Source organism: Cerasibacillus sp., assembly GCF_036516575.1.
Taxonomy (GTDB): Bacteria; Bacillota; Bacilli; order Bacillales; family Amphibacillaceae; genus Cerasibacillus.
On record NZ_DATBTY010000031.1, the window covers coordinates 33,107 to 50,375 of the forward strand.

The window sequence follows — 17,269 nt, forward strand, 5'->3', positions numbered from 1 at the left end:
AAAATAAAGAGGGGTGGATTTATATCGTATTGGCCGTTCCAATAGTATACGAATCCACCCAAGGGTCATAAATTATATGACATTGTATTTACGTGATTTTTAACAGATATACGAGAACAATAGTCTATTAAATGAATTTAATTCGATGGGAAAGAAATTATATATCAATTGCATTTAAAAGTATAAAGAATTGAGAAATTATTTGAATGCCTATCCTAGATTATGTATGATAGACGAAAGAAAAGAGTGACGAAGCTGGTGATAGTATGGAACAGTTTCCAAAGGGAATTGCATTTTGTTTCCTTGGAGAAGTTATCAACGAGATGTTTTAGAACATTTAGATCATCATTTAGAAAATAATCATCTACACCTAGTCGCTCCACCAGGATCGGGAAAAACGGTTCTCGGTTTAGAAGTGATGTTACGTCTGAATAAACCGACACGTATTATTGCCTCGTCTTTAGCGATACGGAATCAATGGGTTGAACGGTTTACACATTTATTTCTTCAACGAGAAGAAAAGCCCGATTGGATTTCGGTAGATTTGCGACATCCAGCTTTTTTGACAGTTACAATGTATCAAGGATTGGTAGGGAATGTGCTCTTTAATGAGATAGCACACTCCATAAAGTAAAAACGAGGTGTCCTAAGATGATGCTTAATCCCGATACACAATATATTAAAAGTATTGATTTGAAAAAAGATGAGATTCCATCAAATCATCAATTTCCATTTAATTTGCCAGTCATTAAGACATTTCAAAAGCTTCAGTTACACCCAAATGTCACATATATAGTTGGAGAAAATGGAATGGGGAAGTCGACATTGTTGGAAGGTATTGCTGTTGCATTAGGTTTTAACCCTGAAGGAGGGACACGGAATTTTAACTTTTTTAGTTATGATTCGCACTCCATCCTTGATGAATATTTGCGTGTGGCTAAAGGTGTATATTTACCTAAAGACGGATTCTTTTTTAGAGCGGAAACATACTATAACTTGGCAACCAATATTGAAGAATTGGATGCACAACCTAGCTCAGGGGCAAGAGTGATTGATCGTTTTGGTGGTAAATCATTGCATAAGCAATCACATGGAGAGGCATTCTTCGCAACATTTATCCATCGATTCGCGGGAAAGGGAATATATATTTTAGACGAACCAGAAGCAGCGCTGTCTCCATTACGGCAAATGTCTATGCTGGCTCGAATACATGAACTTGTCAATCATGGTTCACAGTTTATTATCTCGACACATTCGCCGATTATAATGGCTTATCCACATGCTAAAATCATCGAGTTGACAGAGAATGGTATGACGGAACAAAAGTTAGAGGAAACAGGCCATTATCAAATGATAAAGCAATTTTTTAATGATAAAGATCGGATGTTGCATCATTTGTTTCAAGAAGAATGAATTTAGTTATTCGGACTAATCGAAGCTTGTGGAGAAGACGAACGCATTCATATTGACAATAAAGGGGAAATCACTAAGATTTCTCTTATTTTTATGCATATATAGCTAACCCTATTTATTATTGGGAAATAATTTAGCAAGATTCATGGAGAATATAGATATTTCACCTCCTAAAATTGTAAATGGGGGTAGATATGTATGTATTTCAAAGTATTAAAAGATAGAAATATACTATTTAACATTGTAGGTGCTGGTTTTTCTCATTTGGGTCATGTTATCCAAAAATGCTCCATGTGTTGAATGAATAAATGTGTTTTCCATTATTATTACCACCATTATTTTAAGTATCATATTCATTCTATCATTTGATTCCTTAATAATGTAAAATGTTCAGTAAAGAAAAACAATAAAAGGTGTTGTGAATATGAAAAGACTAGCTATTATTACGGTTGGTAAAACACATAGTGGGAAAACAACATTTGCTCATGCTTTAGAAAAGTCATTAGAAAACTCTCTAATAATGGATCAAGATAATCATGCTTTGTTCATAAACAACTATTACAAAAAATTACAGCCAAAACAAGGACCTAATACACTTAAACACGCTATCTCTCAACTAATTGTTAATTATGCAATTGAGCATACAAATTTTCATCTTATCATCTGTAACTCAAATCGGAGTCAAAAAGGACGAACATATTTGCTAGAACGGTTGTTTCATAAACGTAAATTTACGCGCATTCTTGTCCATTTCGATATTCCAAATCAAATACTCTATAACCGAGTTATAAATAGTCAACGTCGTACCGATATCTTTAGAGTCGCATCTAGTTTTGAAGAGGTGCTTATGCGACAACAAGCTGATTCCTTAAAGGAGGATGTGACAGATCCTGTTGAAGGTGAGGCAGATTACTTATTTGTCATCAAAGATAATAAGGAAATCGATTCCGTTATTCGAAAAATTATCACGCTTGCTCAGGAATGATGAGTGATTAGATGCCGATTATATTCTGGCTGATTCAAATAAAGGATTCAGTAATACGGAAGATTTTAGTACAGTTATGAGAAAGTAAGTAGAGTCCGCCTCTATTTGCTTTTTTTGCGCTTATTTAGGTGTTATCTTATCCCAAAGAGATAACTGAATTATTCATTAATTATTTCCTTGTCACAATTGTTCGACTTATGATATAATTAAATCACTCCTCAATTTTCCTCTCTAGTTTTTTACAATATTCCCTAGTGTGTTGAGAGAATTTTAAAGTAAAGGAAGTGATATGTTTGCGTCAGCAAATGCCTTATCAAAAGCAAATATTTCGTGATGGGCAAACGCAAGTAACGATGTGGAAACATGAATTTGCCAATGATGAAGAAAGAAATGAAATCTTAGAGAAGCTCGCAATCGGTTCTCAATTTGATATGCGCTTTCGAGGTTTATTACAATTTTATGGTGATGAACTCACGTCATACAAACGTAAAATTGGCAATAACGAAAAAGGAACAGAGTTTTTGAAAGTGATGTCCAGTTATTTTACCGATTACCTAGAAGATGTCGAATTAACATCATGGGATGAGTGTCAAAGCTTATTTTGGGAAGAATTCATCTTTGTTTATTTTCCTCTCTATATGAAAATCTCCAGAACGCAGCAGCAATCCACGGTATTTCTATCACAATTAAAAGAGTTCGTCCATTGGTTGGACAAGGAGAAAAAAACATCTTGTACCCAATATGTCGATCTGTTTTATGATGAAGCAAAAATTGAACTAGTTACATGCGAACGATTATTAAAGCATTTCTTTTCCGTTCATTTTCTGGATATTTTTAATGATGATTTTGATGTTCAAAAAATAGTTGAGCAGATCGATCAAATAGATCAAGATTTTCCGGAAAAACGAGAGGGTTGTTTTCAAGTGGTAAAGAAATATGAAAAGACGATAATCGTTAGAGAAATCCAGACTGACCTGAATTATCGGATTATAGACATGCCTTGTCATCTCATTGATAAGGGGATGCTTTTAGAGGGAATAATTGGTCGAAGAACTCACGAATTCTCTTGGAAATGGTTACTAACAGAAGGTTTTTATCCGGAAAAAGCAAAAAAATTTTTCATAAAGCGCCGTTAGTATTTGGGTGGTATGGCTAGAGAGGAGTTAAACGGAGGAGAGGGCTCGAATGAATAAGAAAGATGAAATGAAAACAGATACTATAAAAGAAAATCAATTAACATATGATGACTATGCTGCTCTTGACGGGGAGGACCGTTATGAATTAGTCCAAGGCCAACTAGAATTGATGAGTGCTTCACCGTCAACTTTGCATCAGCTAGTCAGCTCAGAATTATATGAGCAGCTTTCATTAAATTGTAAATTAGACTACATTATTTTGTATGCTCCAATTGATGTCATCTTATCTTCTGTGGAGGTCCGGCAACCAGATATCGTCTTAGTTATTCGTAAAAGGATAGATATTATAACGAATCGTGGAATCGAAGGAGTACCGGACCTCGTTATAGAAATCGTGTCCCCTTCTACTTTGAAACGTGATTGAGTAGATAAATTAAGAACATATGCCCATTTTGGTATTCCGGAATACTGGATTGTTGATCCACATTTAGCTGCATTAGAACAATATGTTTTAGCAGAGGATCACTATGAGATAAATAATGTGTTTCAAAATGACGAACAAATGACATCGCCACATATTCCTTGTGTTTCCTTTACGATGGAAAAAGTGATGGAAAATATTCCGGATTTCCAGTGAAATAGAAGATTCATTGTTGAAAAAAATAAGCGGAGAAAAAGAAAGTTTTTTCTCCGCTCAATTGTTGTAAATAATTTTAACCCTTTACAAATGTTTCGAAGTGATACAATACGATCCTCAAGGTATGAACATATGCCCTAAGGCTTTCCAAATATATTAATCCACGTCTATGACGGCTTCAATAAATGTTTTTAATGTTTTATAATCCGTTGTTTTCAACCATCTTGTTAATTCTCCGTCCTTATTTTGAAAGAACAAATCAAGTGCTTTTTTCAATTCCTGATGATAATTGGGATAGGAAGTATGCTCTCTTTCCATTTTCTTAATGAGACTATACCAGTCAGGGACAGGGTCCCCCTCGCCATAGGAACGTTCAGGGTATGTTTTTGCTATCTTTAATGCACGTTGGAAAGAATCTTCCTTATATAAGATAACCGCTAGCCAATGCCCAACGGAACGGTGGCTATTATCCTTGGCGATAGCTTTTTTAAATTGCTTATTAGCTTCTTCCATTTTCCCTTGTTTCATTAAGCCACTTGCGTAGAGGGACTGGTCGTAGGCATCAAGGTGATGGTCGTTAGAAGCAGCATATCGCTCAAACCACTTGTGAAGTTCGTTCCAGTTCTGTTTATCGTAATAATATTCGATTAATCTATATTGTGCACGTCGTGAATCAGTTTTTTCTGCTAATGCGATGAAATATGGAATCACTTCTTCATCTTCTGTTTCATTTTGAACGGTTGACATCGCATCAAATATTCTAGTAATCATCAATAAACTGTGTAAATCATCATGATTCTTTTCGTAATTCGTTTTATATGCTGTTAATGCTTCATGAAACTTCTTATCTAATAGTAATTGATCAGCTTTTGTCATTTGACGTTCTTTCAAGTAAAAGAAAGGGAGGTTGCCGAGATTTTCTTTATCGAGGCGATATCCATTACTCTGCGTGAATAAGTTTCCATCTTTATCATATGCTTCGACATACCAGAAAAAACGATTATCTGTATGAGTGAACGCTAATAATGATTCGGTATCAGCTGTTTCCAAATCATCCCCTGAAAAAGAGATGCCGAAACCATGTATATAGAGATCATCAACAGGGACTTTTACTTTATGATTTTTAATATGGGTTTTAAATACGTTACTTATCGTCGCACCAGAACGAGTTTCAATTCCAAGGCTTAAATTATAATAAGCAGCTCCTTCTACTTTTTCCCATGAAAAATCAATGTGGTTATCTGTTATCTCTTCCTCATTTACTGGTGATTCGATATTGAGTAATGGATGGAAGGTAATAGGATAATGAATGTCAGCATGGCCACTAACATCAATCCAATCATCCATCTCAACAGACCATGTCCATCCGTCGATTTGATCAAACATTAATCCTAAAGCAATTTGGTAACTCCCAGGTAATACATTGTTAAATTCAAAATAACCCTTTGCATCTGTTTTTATCTGAAATGGTTCGGAGCTTGAAACACTTTTGTGAGCATTGTGTTCAGATTTAAGATACACACCGACATTTGCCAAAGGCTTGCCATCACTGCGTAAAATTCTACCTTTTATCTTAGAAAGTTTGTGATTTTCATGTTTAAGCGCATTTTTTATGTTTGTTTGAATAGCTAAAAGTTCTTCATGAACATCTGTTAGACCGTCTATGACCTCATTCGCACTTATTTGATCTGCTTCATAATCAGTGAGTGCTTCTTTCGCATCTTTATAAGCTTCCTTTAATTTCCCTTGCTGTTGTAACATTTCTATTCTTTTTTGGTCTATTTTTGCTTGTAAATAATAATCATCAACATCGTCTGTCAAGTTCTGTAATATAGCGATAGCTTCCGAATATTTTTTTTGATTAATCGCTAGTTGTGCTTGTTCTAAGTGTAATTCTTCATTTAGCCAATCATACTCCAAATATTTTTGCTTAGCTAAATGCTGAAGTGCATCATCTAGTAATTGTTCGGCTTTATCATACTGATGATTTGTTTCATAATAATGAACGAGTAATTTAATCGCAGACGTATAATAGTCATTGATTGGTCCATCCTTTATATACCATTTAATGTAAGGAACCTTTTCTTCCAATGTAAATACTAACCCTGCCATATGATTGACATGGCTAAATGAAGGACTAATAAATAAATCATATTCAACAACGTTTTCAATCATATATGATTGAATCATTTCCCATTTTTGCGAGTCCATGATGTAACGACTATCAAGTAAATTGAATAGGTCTGATTTATCAATTGCTTTACCTTGTTCTAACTGTTTATTTGTCCAATAATAATGTACCTGTGGTTTAATCACCCATGTGATGAGTGGAATGGTAATTAGTATACCGATGATTGTAAATAACAGATGTTTCACTTTCATTCTAATCTTCATTTCGCATCACCACCGTTTCGAGTTGACCTTTCCAGTAAACATATCCCTTTATATTAACAAGTTCTTGATCCGAATCAGTCGCTGGTTTGTCGGTTATAGTTGTATAGATTCCAACAGGGATAAAAAGTAGCATAATGATTGTTGCTAGCGGTAAAAGGGAAAGTTCGATTTCTTTATTTAAAAGAGCGGTTATCTTTTGTTTCCATGTCACCGGACGAATTTGCCGAATAACGTCAGCATGTTTCGTGAAAGTTAAATGTTTTAATTCATGATTGAGTTGGTTTTTCAATGATGTTGTTTTCTTCGTCATATAAAACATCCCCCTTCATGACTATTTGTTTCAGAAGTATTCGAGCTCGTTTCAATCGAGACTTCACAGTGTTCTCATATGATTGAATATGTCTAGCAATCTCTTTTATTTTCATGTCGTTAAAATAAAACAATGTAATGACTTCACGATATTTATAGTCAAGTTGAAGAATGGCATCACTTATTTTTTCGTTCTGTGCCATCTTTAATATAAAATCTTCAGGACTTTGAGCCGGTTCATTTTCCTTGATGCGTTCGAATACATCATAAGTCGTAAAAATGTTTTTCCAACTCCATTTTCGCATTTGGGCACGACAGCGATTTATTACGATGGTGGTAAGCCAGCTTTTTAATTTTTGTTCATCTTCCAGTTGATGAATTTTCTCAAATGCTGTGATAAACGTATCTTGCACTGCTTCTTCAGCTGTATGATGATCTTTCACTAACAGATACGCCGTTCGTAACAAATAATCCCCGTAAGTGTTCATAACTTCGATTAATGCGTGCTCGTCTTTTTCTTTTAATCTGTCGACAAGATGCAAGCTAGCTCATCCCCCTCTCTAAACGGGTCTAATACTTAGATGCAACTGTTCGTAAAAAGGTTGCAAAAAAGATAATTTAAAATATCATACTATTAAAAAACGATTATGGCTAATTGTGGAAATGTATTTCGATTTAAATATTCAATAAATGTAACTACATTATATTGCACCTCCTACACACTTTTGATAAAATAAGTGTGTAGGAGGTGTTTGATATGGAAAAGCCGATGAAAAGAAAACAATTTCATTTAACAGAAGAAGATGACAACATGTTAAAAGAGTTGGCACAATATAAAGGGACATCTGAAGCTGAAATTGTAAGAGAAGCTATTCGGGATTATGCTACAAAAATCAGAAAGCAAAAAAATCCCCTATTAGACATGGTAAAAGAAGCAGAAAAACATTCAGTAGATACGGTAGAAGATTTAGCTGAAAAACACGACGAGTATTTATGGAGGAATGAGGGAAGTGAAAAGAAATAAATGTTTTATAGACACGAGCGCACTTATTGCGTTAAACCATGTGAAAGATCAATATCATTATAAAGCGCGTGATATATCGACAAAGTTAAAGAACTATGATTTTATGATATCGGAAGCAGTGATTACGGAGACTTATTCCCTATTAAGATATAGGCTAGGATTCTATATCGCGCATTATTTTCTTAAAACGGTCTTGACTGGTCCACCATTTATCATTCCGAATGTAACGACATCCACTAGAGAAAAAACACTTCAAATACTTCAGCAGTTTAATGACCAAGATATTTCGTATTGTGATGCATTGACTGTGGCTTTGATGAAAGAGCATAACATCGAAAAGGTTTTTGCGTTTGACTATCATTTTGAAGTGATGGGAGTCAAGCTTATTCGAATATGAATTTTTTTAAATGGAATAAGCTTGTCTTCAATCCCTATCCTTTTGATTTTTATCTAAGTTTAATCCTAGGTAATATGACCCATAATCAAACATCTTTACTGTCCTGCATTAGCTGCATTTGATTGGTTTCTCTTTTCGATCGCATTAATCCCCATGACAATAATGATGAGTTCTTCAGTTGTAAAGTGATCATTGTTATGGTTAATTTTATACGCTGGTGTTGAGAAAAAGCTACTCGTCCGTTGAAAAGAAGCAACTTCCTGGTGACGTTCATCAAAGATAAGAAAGTTTTTAGAGAAAGCACGTGACGTAAAATAAAATATGTCTCCACCTGATGTTGTATACGTATACTTTTTTGAAAAAGAGAAGAATTTCTGTTTAACTACACCAATTTGTTCCTCAACTTCGTTTAAAACAAGCCATTGATTAGAAAAAAACTTAAATTTCCCTGAAGCAAGTGTTGCCCTGTTCACATCTAATACGGATACGCCCGATTTAAACATGCTTTTCAAATCTAAATAGCCAATGACATTATTTTCGACGTCTCGAATAGCTGTTTCGCCCGATGAGAGAAAATGATCTGAAATATAAACGGTATTGTTCATGTTCATCACTCCATATGATTTGTACGATTAATTGAACGTGTTGGTTTCAATATTATCCCAATGCTTGTCCGATTTGCTACAATCATGTTTTATGAAATAGGATACTACTTCAACTAATATATTAATAGACGTAAAAATAGTGTGAAAATTAATATTTTGGAAGGAGAATGGTCGATGCATGTCGAAATAAACGGTAATGAACTTATTTTGATGACAGGTGATTTGACAAAACAAAAAACGGACGCAATTGTAAATGCAGCCAATGGAACATTAATGGGGGGAGGGGGTGTTGATGGGGCGATTCACAATGTAGCTGGTCCTGAGTTACTCAAAGAGTGTAAACAGATTAGAGAACATCAGTTAAATGGTAAATATTTACCAACAGGTGAAGTTGTGATAACAAAAGGATACGACTTACCAGCTAAATATGTGATCCATACAGTAGGTCCAATCTGGAGTCAAAGTAAGTCAAATCAAGATGAATTGCTTGCGAAGTGTTATCGAAATTCATTACAACTTGCTTTGGATAAAGAACTGACAAGCATTGCATTTCCATCAATATCAACAGGCGCTTATCGTTTTCCAATCGAATTAGCTGCCACCATTGCAATGAGAACGATTATTGATTTCTTGAAAAGTCATCTATTTGGACAAGTGATCATGACGTTATTTTCCGAAGAGGATTATGATGCTTATATTCATGCATATGGAAATAGCATTGGTCAGTAAAAAACATGAGAAACTTGAGTCATTAGTCAACCCATCACGTAAAATCTTGTCATATATATAATTAACAGAATAAACATTTAATAAAACTCATAAAAATTTAAAAAGAGGAGGCGTATCAAGTGAAACGAATAGGCTTATTGTTAATTGTGATTTTCACATGTTTATCAGGAACGATGACAGTCAGTGCAAGTGCGGCATTTTCCGAGAATGATGTTTTTTCTAAAATTGCACACCTTCAACAAGGTGTGTCGATTGAGGAAGTGAAAGAATCAGTGACAATATTTGCAAAAGAAGAAGGGCTAACGATTACTGAAGCAGCTGACATGATTTTAAAAGAATTAGAGGATCAAATTGCTCAAGATGAGAAAGAAAGAAATCAACTAGCAGGTGGAAGTTCTGGGAACTATAAATTAAAGCCGTCTGAAAGAAATGGCGATATTTATTACACACCTTCTACGACTCTAGGGGTTCCGCATGGTCACAACGGCATCTATTACAATCGTTATTATGTCGTCGAATCTCTCCCATCAACGGGTGTAAGAATGATTCGCTATAATGATAGAAATGTCGAGAAAAACGCGGTCATGCAAAAAGTAAAGACAACACAAACAAATCGTGACGCGGCTGCTAATTGGGCAAAGAGTCGTGTAGGCGACCCATACTCTTATAACTTTGCTACGAACCGCCACACAGGTCACTACGGAGCAAAAAACTGCTCTAAACTATTATGGAGTGCTTACCTTTTAAATGCTGGCATTGATATTGATTACAATAAAGGTGCAGGTGTTTATCCGAAAGATATTCGCGATTCTAGTTATGTAGAAACGTATTTAGTTATTCAATAAATCTCTAAACTTGTTATGGTCCTTTGACCATAACAAGTTTGCTAATTAAAGGGGTTTTTACATGAGAAAAACGTGGTTGCTTCTTATTGGTGTTATTTTATGTATCAGTTTGTTTGGTTGGGTTATGACGAAAAATCCTACAACACAAATACTGACAGATGAACAGTTAGATGATCCAAATTTTTTAGAAGATAAGTTAGCTGTCTTGTATTATTCAACAACAATGGACACGACACCGGGAAAAGGGTTTGTCGTTTTTGTTGACGAAGAGGGCACCATTTATCCATATCAAACAAAAGGGTTGGAATTAGGGAGCATTACTTATTCTGATGATGTTGGTGCGGTCTTTTTTCAAGATGAGTCACATGATTATATTGTTTCTAATTCATCGGGGCTTACAAAAGTAAAACGCAACAAAAAACAGTATACTGGAGATTTTGTCGCAGCTAAAGAAGACGATACATTTTTCTCGATTTTCAATACAGGTATTCCCGATGGCAGTTCAGAATATCAGTCCGATATTTACTGGGAACAGGGGAATGAATTGAAACAAGATACGTTGCCATTTTATATTGATACGAGAGGTGTACATAGTGATGACATTTATCTGATTGCAGCCAATCCATTAAGTGATGAAAAGATGTCCGTTGATTTTACGCTCCATCAAGTAACATTATCCGACAAGGCTGAAACAAAACAAATTATATCCTGGAATGAGGCTGATGCGTATCCTTTAAGCCATTTAATCTATCATGATCATCATTTGTATTATATGACTTTATTTCATGAACAAGATCAATCCTATTTTAAAATAGGAGATATCGACCTTACCAAGAAAACGGTCACATATCATGACTTATTTGCAACAAATAGTGAGCTAGAACAAGACTATTTACCTTATGGACGTAAAAGCATTCATATTCATGATGATTTATTATATGCGATAGATGGAAAAGGGAATATTTACACAATGGCATTAAAGACAGAGCAAATCGAAAAAAATTTTAACATTGAGGAAAATATAAATCCGGCAAGTTTTGTTAAAGTTGATTGGAAAGATGAGCAATTATTTCTTTATTACAGCCATCTTAATGAAAAGGATGAAGTTTTTGAGCAATCAGCTATTGTCATATATGACCTCTTAACACGAGAAAAAACTCAGACATATGAAATTGAAGGGTTAGATGAATTTTTAAATAAACATCATCAAGTATACGCTTATGATATCGCTTTTATAAAATAACCGAATCGAGACCGTAAAATATAGTGAAAAAAGGAGTGATTTTTTGCTTGAAACTGACAGATGTGTCCTCTTAAAATTACAAGAGGATGATTATGAAGCCATTAAACAATTGTATATGAATACAGATATTAGACGGTATCTAGGCGGAATTTTAGAAGAAGATACGATTAAGAAAACTTTTTTAAACATGGTTCACCAAAAAATGGCCGGATTGAACTTGATAGTTAAAGAAAAAAGTACGCATACATTTGTAGGACTCATCTCGCTTGACACATACCATGATGGTATATCTACAGAAGTGTCGTATCAATTCCTTCCAAAGTGGTGGGGGAAAGGGATTGGTAGTGAAGTTGTGGAAGAAGTAATCAATTACGCGTTCAAAAGTCTAAATTTACCGGAAGTTATTGCTGAAACTCAAACAGCAAATAAACCTTCATGTAAATTGTTAGAAAAATTAGGGATGAATTTACGTGAAACATTGTTGAGATTTGGAGAAGAACAGGCTGTCTATTGTCTTACAAATCCATACCATTAGAATATTTTAATATGGAGTTCTAGTATATGAAGGTCGCAGTTAAATTTCTAAGAGAAAAGGGAATTTGCAAATTTTGGTACAGGTATACATAAGTTTAATGGGTTTAGTGTGCAGTTTTAGTCATTATTCACTTTGATGCCAATGTTAAAACGACAAACGAGATGATGATGTTTCAATTAAATACGTAGTCATATTGATAAACTATTTTATCATATATTAAATGTCCGTATGAACACCGTCCTTTTCTAAATGAAGTGTGGGGTAGGTATTTCTAATCTATATCTCAACTGTTTTTTGTTGGGACATGTGCGGAGTGCGTGTGTCTAGTCAATTGTAGGCTGCAGTTAATCAAATAAAATAGTATCTCTTTATCGTCAATAATCAAAAGGAGGGGACTACCTGTGAAAAAAATAATTCTTATTACAGCAAGTGTCGTCATGGTCGGCTTAATCATTTCTATCATAATCTATCTACAGTATCCCCAAAGCTCTTCTCTACCTACAAATCGGGAGGAACAACAAGACATATCACCAGAGGCTGAGAAATTACAACCGATCTATGATGATGATCATACAGTGGGTTATTCCCTTCAAAATAAAGAGCTAAACATAACATTTGATAAAGGCAAAACTTGGCAATACGTTCCAGTTGAAATAGATAATTTATTTGCTGGGGAGTACAATGGGAATAAACAAGAGCTGATTAAAAACAGTTATATCCTTTCGGAAAATCGAGTGGCATTTTTATATATGGAAAAAACAAACGAGTATGAAAATAAAGTTGTATTAACATACTCGCATGATCAAGGTAAAACGTGGAAAGACGCTATTGTTACAGATCGTTATCCAATGATTCGCTTTCGAAAAGTAGCTTTTCTAACTGAAGAATTCGGTTATGTCATTATTAGTGGTGACCGCGTTGTAGCACAAGAAGCATCAAATGTTTATATAACATATGATGGTGGGGAAAATTGGAAGGAAACAAATCAATCGGGTGTCACTCGATTGATTTCGGACGGTGGATTTATAGATGAACAAACTGGGTTTTTGTCTTATGGAACTATTAATCCAGATGAACCGGAACTTTATGTAACACAAGATGGTGGAAACACATGGACGCAAGCCTTTACCAATGTTCCAGAAAATTATCATGAAATTTTTGTAACAGCTGAAATGCCTGTTAAGGAAGAAGCCCATTTGGTGCTTCTCGTTAATCAAGGTCCTAATGGTGATTATAAAGGCGGTAAAGTGAAGGGGAAATTTATTTCAAAAGATAACGGTAAAACATGGGAATTTTCGAAGGAGATAGAAGTAGATGACCAAGAGGCAGGATAAACGAATTAAAATAATAGGCTGGTTACTTTTCTTTCTAGCAATCGGTTTCTTTTTTTTACAAATGGGTTACTTATTTATCCATCAAAGATTTCAAGTGGAATACATTGATAACCGGATATTTTACATTATAAATATAATCTGTGTTCTTTGTTTATCACTAGGAATACTGTTTTTACTAACACTCACAAAAAAGTGGAAACTTGCCGTAGCTAGTATTGTAATCTTATTTATAATTATGAATAGCGTGTTGCTCGTTATAGGTAATTCAAAAATTAAAAATGTAACAAGTATATCACCTGATTTTAAGCATGTATTAGCGATAAAACAGAATACCAAAACCGGTGAGGCAGTTTATTATAGAAACTATTACGGTATTCTTGCTCTCCCAAAGGAAACATTGCCCTATAAAACAGATGGCGAATTTAAAGTGGAATGGTTAGCAAATGATGTGGCTGTAGTTACATATAAAGCCACTGATAAAACAATTCATCAATTCATCGGTACATATGGTGACCGTGGTGGTGGTCTTTCTTATTATTATGTTGGAGCTGAGATACAAGGTGCATGGCAAGGTGAAAATATAGAACTTATAAGCAGTCCAGACGGAATTTCTGTTACGCAAAATGGTCGAACAGAAACATTCGATTGGGATCAAATTGTTCAGTTTGGCACACTTGCTATTGTCCTGACTGAAAATAATCAAGCGAAGTGGACGATATCACTAAATGAAGATTTTACAATTGACTCGTCTTCTGCAACACCACCATCTGGAGGAATAAGTGTATACCGTGCAACAATGGATGAAAATAAACCGTTTGTGCTGATATATGAGGGTGCAAACTAGTTTTACGTTTTACTATCTTGGCAAATAGGTGTAGATGTGGGGTGAAGTTTCAAGATATTAACGACACCCCAATATTATTAACAGACTGATTTAATCTTTTTTATACAAGACACTAAGGATCAGGAAAAGCCCAGAGACAATTAACAAAATCAAAGTCAAAGAATCTCCAGATAAATTAAGTTCATCTACAATAATCCCGGACTGGAACGTTAAATAAGCTCCAATAAGGACGAAGAAAAGAGAATTAATAAGTATATAATTGATTGGACTTAATTTATCTTTAAAGAAAACGACATAGACAAAGTTACATATGACAATAAATGTAATGAGATAAAAAGCAGGTCGATCTAATGTAAAAGTTTCACCTATGTTTCCTAACAATGTTATTTCTCCTTTAATATTAATATATCTGCTATTATACTATATTTCTTCTGCTAAGGTAGTTTAGGGTGACAGTATATTCCAATTTAAATGAAGCAGCTAATCATACGGACTCATTTTGTCGTTTTAATATACATACATCGTTAAAAAATCCACAACCCTATTAAGGTAGAGATGATTAATCCAGCCATTACGGGAACAATGGATTTTCGAACGAGATCCATGACTGGAACTTTGGCAAAACCAGCTACTGCCACAAGGGAGGACCAAGCAATTAATGTTCCACCACCTACCCAAATAGAACCCATTTGTCCTATGGCAGCTAAAGTTTCTACGTCTATGCCGACAGTACTTCCTAAGGCCCCAGATAAAGAACCGACTAAAGGTAAGCCAGAAAAGCCGGAGCCGTCTAACCCCGTAATCGCTCCGATAAGAAGAATTCCAAATCCTGATATAAAAGGATTTTCTGGTATGAATTGCTGACCGGAAACGACAAAATCAAATAGAAAAGATGGTGTTTCTTCGGCATTCGTATCTAGTATTTTACTCAATAATTCACTACTCCCCATAAAAAAGAATCCTGCAATTGGTATAACCGGTCCCATAGCTTTAAAGGCGAATAAGAATCCCATTACAAGATGGTCACTAACAAGATTTAAGGAAGAACGGATATCTTTAAAGACAGATGCGATGATAAGAAGTATGATAGACGCACCACCAATTAAAGCGGCTCCTGTTCCGCCTTCGATCGGTTGAATAGTATCAATAAAAATAGCGAGAAACATATAGCATATAATGATAAAAAATGTTAGCGGAACGACGATGGCAAAAAGAAGACCATATTTGCTTTTACTTCGTTTATGAGCTTCAGGATCTTGATTTACCTGAGAGGAATTGTCCGTTTTTTCCCAAGCAATTAAATGGCTATTAGAGGGAGATGCAATCTGTTTTCTTATTGAGAAATAAGCGATAATGATAGCAATGCTTCCTGTAATAATGGATAATACAAATGCTCGATTAGCTATAATATTTACATCTACTCCAGCCGCTGTCGCTGTTAAAGAAGGAGCGATTTGGATGATATAATCAGAGGAAAGAGCCATGCCTTGACCAGCAAGTGAAATGGCGATAGCGGCACCAATGGGTGGAAGTCCTGAACGTATAGCAACAGGAATTAGTAGAGCTCCAACGAGTGGCACAGCAGGTGTTGGCCAAAAGAAGAGAGAAATCGTATACGTAACGAAAATAATAACCCAATAAGACATATGTCCATTCTTCATAACGTGCTGAAATGGTGTGATCATCTGTTCATCAGCACCAAGCGTTTTTAAAGCGTATAACAACGCAGTCATAATGGCGATAATCAGAAAAATATTAAATAACTCACCAGCCGCAATTAAACTAGCATTAAATATCGTTTGTAAGCCAATGATAAAGGAATCGGAATATATCCATCCAACTAAGAAAGTCACGATAAGAGATGGTACAACAATATTTTGTCGGCACAGCATTGATAAGATAATGATAAACGTCCCGATTAAATACATCCAGTGTGCTGCAGTTAATTCCATTACTATGTTACCTCCCCCAACTAGTCATGACATAGTGTATGCACTTGAATGGGCATCGGTGAGGACTTAGCAGTCGGAAATATATTATCGTAATGTTTTTGTATTGGATGTATAGCAGAGGGTCTATGACGTCAGGAATCTATAAACAATCTGATAATCAGTTCAACAAGTGGCATCCTATTCTTATAGGATTTATAATAGTAGAAAAAACAATCGGAGGCTTTTGAATGACATTTACAGGATTTACACAAGCAGATTTCGAAACATTTCATATCGATGGGTTAGACGAACGAATGACAGCTATTCGCAAACGGATTCAGCCGAAGTTTAAAGCAATCGGTGATGAATTGGCTGATTATTTAACTGAAAAAATAGGTCATGATATGTATATACATATTGCTAAACATGCCCGCCGAACAGTGAACCCACCTAATGATACATGGATGGCTTTTAGTTACAATAAGCGTGGGTATAAGAAACACCCACATTTTCAAATAGGTTTATGGGATGACCGTGTCTTTGTTTGGTTAGCCTACATTTATGAATTACCGAATAAACAGGCATATGCTCGTACTTTCTTGGAGTATGAAGAGACGTTAGCAGACATCATCCCTCAAGACTATGATGTATCAATGAATCATATGAAAAAATCAAACGAAAAATTGGCTGATATTCATTTGCGTGAGAAATTGGAACGCTTTTCAAAAGTGAAAAGTGCCGAGTTTTTAGTTGGAAAACAATTTGCGATGGCTGATCCGATTTTAAAAGATGGCGAAGCGTTTCTCAATGAAGTAAAGGCGATTTATGACACCTTAATCCCAGTCTACCAATTATCACTTGGAGAGAAAAAATAAATTGTACCTTAATGGAAAAAGTGTCTCGTGAAC

The 17,269-nt window shown here is 35.0% G+C and carries 19 protein-coding genes and 1 pseudogene; 14 read left to right on the top strand and 6 right to left on the bottom strand.

All coding sequences use genetic code 11. The features are described from left to right. The first annotated feature begins 295 nt into the window (after window positions 1-295). The 5 genes and pseudogenes from VIG73_RS05350 (at window position 296) to VIG73_RS05370 (ending at window position 4,171) form a co-directional block, all read left to right on the top strand. On the top strand, window positions 296-634 hold the full coding sequence (locus tag VIG73_RS05350) for a DEAD/DEAH box helicase family protein (RefSeq protein ID WP_331639718.1): 339 nt from the start codon (window positions 296-298) through the stop codon (window positions 632-634). 17 nt (window positions 635-651) lie between these two features. Then, a complete protein-coding gene (locus VIG73_RS05355; RefSeq protein WP_331639721.1) occupies window positions 652-1,413 on the top strand; it encodes an AAA family ATPase in 762 nt (253 codons plus the stop codon). 424 nt (window positions 1,414-1,837) lie between these two features. Then, window positions 1,838-2,398: an AAA family ATPase gene (locus VIG73_RS05360; RefSeq protein ID WP_331639723.1), complete on the top strand. Its 561-nt coding sequence runs from the start codon at window positions 1,838-1,840 to the stop codon at window positions 2,396-2,398. A gap of 293 nt (window positions 2,399-2,691) precedes the next feature. Beyond that, window positions 2,692-3,534, top strand: a complete 843-nt coding sequence (locus VIG73_RS05365; protein WP_331639725.1) for a hypothetical protein — start codon at window positions 2,692-2,694, stop codon at window positions 3,532-3,534. A gap of 67 nt (window positions 3,535-3,601) precedes the next feature. Next, window positions 3,602-4,171: pseudogene (locus VIG73_RS05370) on the top strand (Uma2 family endonuclease). A 156-nt stretch (window positions 4,172-4,327) separates the two neighbouring features. Here the strand turns inward: VIG73_RS05370 and VIG73_RS05375 are convergent. From VIG73_RS05375 to VIG73_RS05385, 3 genes are read right to left on the bottom strand one after another with little or no spacing between them, the layout of a single operon-like run. Beyond that, a complete protein-coding gene (locus tag VIG73_RS05375) occupies window positions 4,328-6,565 on the bottom strand; it encodes a hypothetical protein (RefSeq protein ID WP_331639727.1) in 2,238 nt (745 codons plus the stop codon). Beyond that, a complete protein-coding gene (locus VIG73_RS05380) occupies window positions 6,555-6,875 on the bottom strand; it encodes a hypothetical protein (RefSeq protein WP_331639729.1) in 321 nt (106 codons plus the stop codon). Before VIG73_RS05380 ends, VIG73_RS05375 begins: the two co-directional genes overlap by 11 nt. Then, the gene (locus VIG73_RS05385) at window positions 6,832-7,416 is read right to left on the bottom strand and encodes a sigma-70 family RNA polymerase sigma factor (protein ID WP_331639731.1); all 585 of its coding nucleotides are present in this window, start codon (window positions 7,414-7,416) and stop codon (window positions 6,832-6,834) included. Before VIG73_RS05385 ends, VIG73_RS05380 begins: the two co-directional genes overlap by 44 nt. A 215-nt stretch (window positions 7,417-7,631) precedes the next feature. Between VIG73_RS05385 and VIG73_RS05390 the strand changes: the two genes are divergently transcribed. Further along, a complete protein-coding gene (locus VIG73_RS05390; RefSeq protein ID WP_331639734.1) occupies window positions 7,632-7,898 on the top strand; it encodes a ribbon-helix-helix protein, CopG family in 267 nt (88 codons plus the stop codon). Then, window positions 7,885-8,295, top strand: coding sequence for a type II toxin-antitoxin system VapC family toxin (locus VIG73_RS05395; protein WP_331639736.1), 411 nt, complete (start codon window positions 7,885-7,887; stop codon window positions 8,293-8,295). Before VIG73_RS05390 ends, VIG73_RS05395 begins: the two co-directional genes overlap by 14 nt. A gap of 95 nt (window positions 8,296-8,390) precedes the next feature. Here VIG73_RS05395 and VIG73_RS05400 read toward each other — a convergent pair whose 3' ends face one another. After that, window positions 8,391-8,900, bottom strand: a complete 510-nt coding sequence (locus VIG73_RS05400; RefSeq protein ID WP_331639738.1) for a hypothetical protein — start codon at window positions 8,898-8,900, stop codon at window positions 8,391-8,393. 174 nt (window positions 8,901-9,074) lie between these two features. Here VIG73_RS05400 and VIG73_RS05405 point away from each other — a divergent pair, with 174 nt between their 5' ends. The 6 genes from VIG73_RS05405 (at window position 9,075) to VIG73_RS05430 (ending at window position 14,430) form a co-directional block, all read left to right on the top strand. After that, window positions 9,075-9,629, top strand: a complete 555-nt coding sequence (locus VIG73_RS05405; RefSeq protein ID WP_331639740.1) for an O-acetyl-ADP-ribose deacetylase — start codon at window positions 9,075-9,077, stop codon at window positions 9,627-9,629. Window positions 9,630-9,802: 173 nt separating this feature from the next. After that, on the top strand, window positions 9,803-10,474 hold the full coding sequence (locus VIG73_RS05410; RefSeq protein ID WP_414648372.1) for a YiiX/YebB-like N1pC/P60 family cysteine hydrolase: 672 nt from the start codon (window positions 9,803-9,805) through the stop codon (window positions 10,472-10,474). 61 nt (window positions 10,475-10,535) lie between these two features. Continuing rightward, a complete protein-coding gene (locus VIG73_RS05415; protein ID WP_331639745.1) occupies window positions 10,536-11,717 on the top strand; it encodes a hypothetical protein in 1,182 nt (393 codons plus the stop codon). A gap of 43 nt (window positions 11,718-11,760) precedes the next feature. Next, window positions 11,761-12,252 carry a GNAT family N-acetyltransferase gene (locus VIG73_RS05420; RefSeq protein WP_331639747.1) on the top strand — a complete coding sequence of 164 codons (492 nt, stop codon included), beginning with the start codon at window positions 11,761-11,763 and terminating at the stop codon, window positions 12,250-12,252. A gap of 401 nt (window positions 12,253-12,653) precedes the next feature. Further along, window positions 12,654-13,586 (top strand): sialidase family protein, encoded by a 933-nt coding sequence (locus tag VIG73_RS05425; protein WP_331639749.1) that lies wholly within the window; start codon window positions 12,654-12,656, stop codon window positions 13,584-13,586. Beyond that, entirely contained in the window at window positions 13,567-14,430 is an 864-nt protein-coding gene (locus tag VIG73_RS05430; RefSeq protein WP_331639751.1) for a hypothetical protein, read from the top strand. Before VIG73_RS05425 ends, VIG73_RS05430 begins: the two co-directional genes overlap by 20 nt. A gap of 90 nt (window positions 14,431-14,520) precedes the next feature. On the opposite strand, the gene VIG73_RS05435 is transcribed toward VIG73_RS05430, so the two are convergent. Both VIG73_RS05435 and VIG73_RS05440 read right to left on the bottom strand, forming a co-directional pair. Further along, window positions 14,521-14,811, bottom strand: a complete 291-nt coding sequence (locus VIG73_RS05435) for a hypothetical protein (protein WP_331639753.1) — start codon at window positions 14,809-14,811, stop codon at window positions 14,521-14,523. Between the two features lie 143 nt (window positions 14,812-14,954). Beyond that, window positions 14,955-16,382, bottom strand: a complete 1,428-nt coding sequence (locus tag VIG73_RS05440; protein ID WP_331639755.1) for a hypothetical protein — start codon at window positions 16,380-16,382, stop codon at window positions 14,955-14,957. Window positions 16,383-16,609: 227 nt separating this feature from the next. Here VIG73_RS05440 and VIG73_RS05445 point away from each other — a divergent pair, with 227 nt between their 5' ends. Beyond that, on the top strand, window positions 16,610-17,236 hold the full coding sequence (locus VIG73_RS05445; protein ID WP_331639756.1) for a DUF1054 domain-containing protein: 627 nt from the start codon (window positions 16,610-16,612) through the stop codon (window positions 17,234-17,236). Window positions 17,237-17,269: the final 33 nt, after the last annotated feature.

Coding starts and splice junctions, on each gene's coding strand:
- VIG73_RS05440 (WP_331639755.1), bottom strand. CDS start 16,382: ATGGAATTAACTGCAGCACACTGGATGTATTTAATCGGGACGTTTATC.
- VIG73_RS05430 (WP_331639751.1), top strand. CDS start 13,567: ATGACCAAGAGGCAGGATAAACGAATTAAAATAATAGGCTGGTTACTT.
- VIG73_RS05390 (WP_331639734.1), top strand. CDS start 7,632: ATGGAAAAGCCGATGAAAAGAAAACAATTTCATTTAACAGAAGAAGAT.
- VIG73_RS05410 (WP_414648372.1), top strand. CDS start 9,803: ATGACAGTCAGTGCAAGTGCGGCATTTTCCGAGAATGATGTTTTTTCT.
- VIG73_RS05360 (WP_331639723.1), top strand. CDS start 1,838: ATGAAAAGACTAGCTATTATTACGGTTGGTAAAACACATAGTGGGAAA.
- VIG73_RS05415 (WP_331639745.1), top strand. CDS start 10,536: ATGAGAAAAACGTGGTTGCTTCTTATTGGTGTTATTTTATGTATCAGT.
- VIG73_RS05400 (WP_331639738.1), bottom strand. CDS start 8,900: ATGAACAATACCGTTTATATTTCAGATCATTTTCTCTCATCGGGCGAA.
- VIG73_RS05445 (WP_331639756.1), top strand. CDS start 16,610: ATGACATTTACAGGATTTACACAAGCAGATTTCGAAACATTTCATATC.
- VIG73_RS05380 (WP_331639729.1), bottom strand. CDS start 6,875: ATGACGAAGAAAACAACATCATTGAAAAACCAACTCAATCATGAATTA.
- VIG73_RS05355 (WP_331639721.1), top strand. CDS start 652: ATGATGCTTAATCCCGATACACAATATATTAAAAGTATTGATTTGAAA.
- VIG73_RS05375 (WP_331639727.1), bottom strand. CDS start 6,565: ATGAAGATTAGAATGAAAGTGAAACATCTGTTATTTACAATCATCGGT.
- VIG73_RS05405 (WP_331639740.1), top strand. CDS start 9,075: ATGCATGTCGAAATAAACGGTAATGAACTTATTTTGATGACAGGTGAT.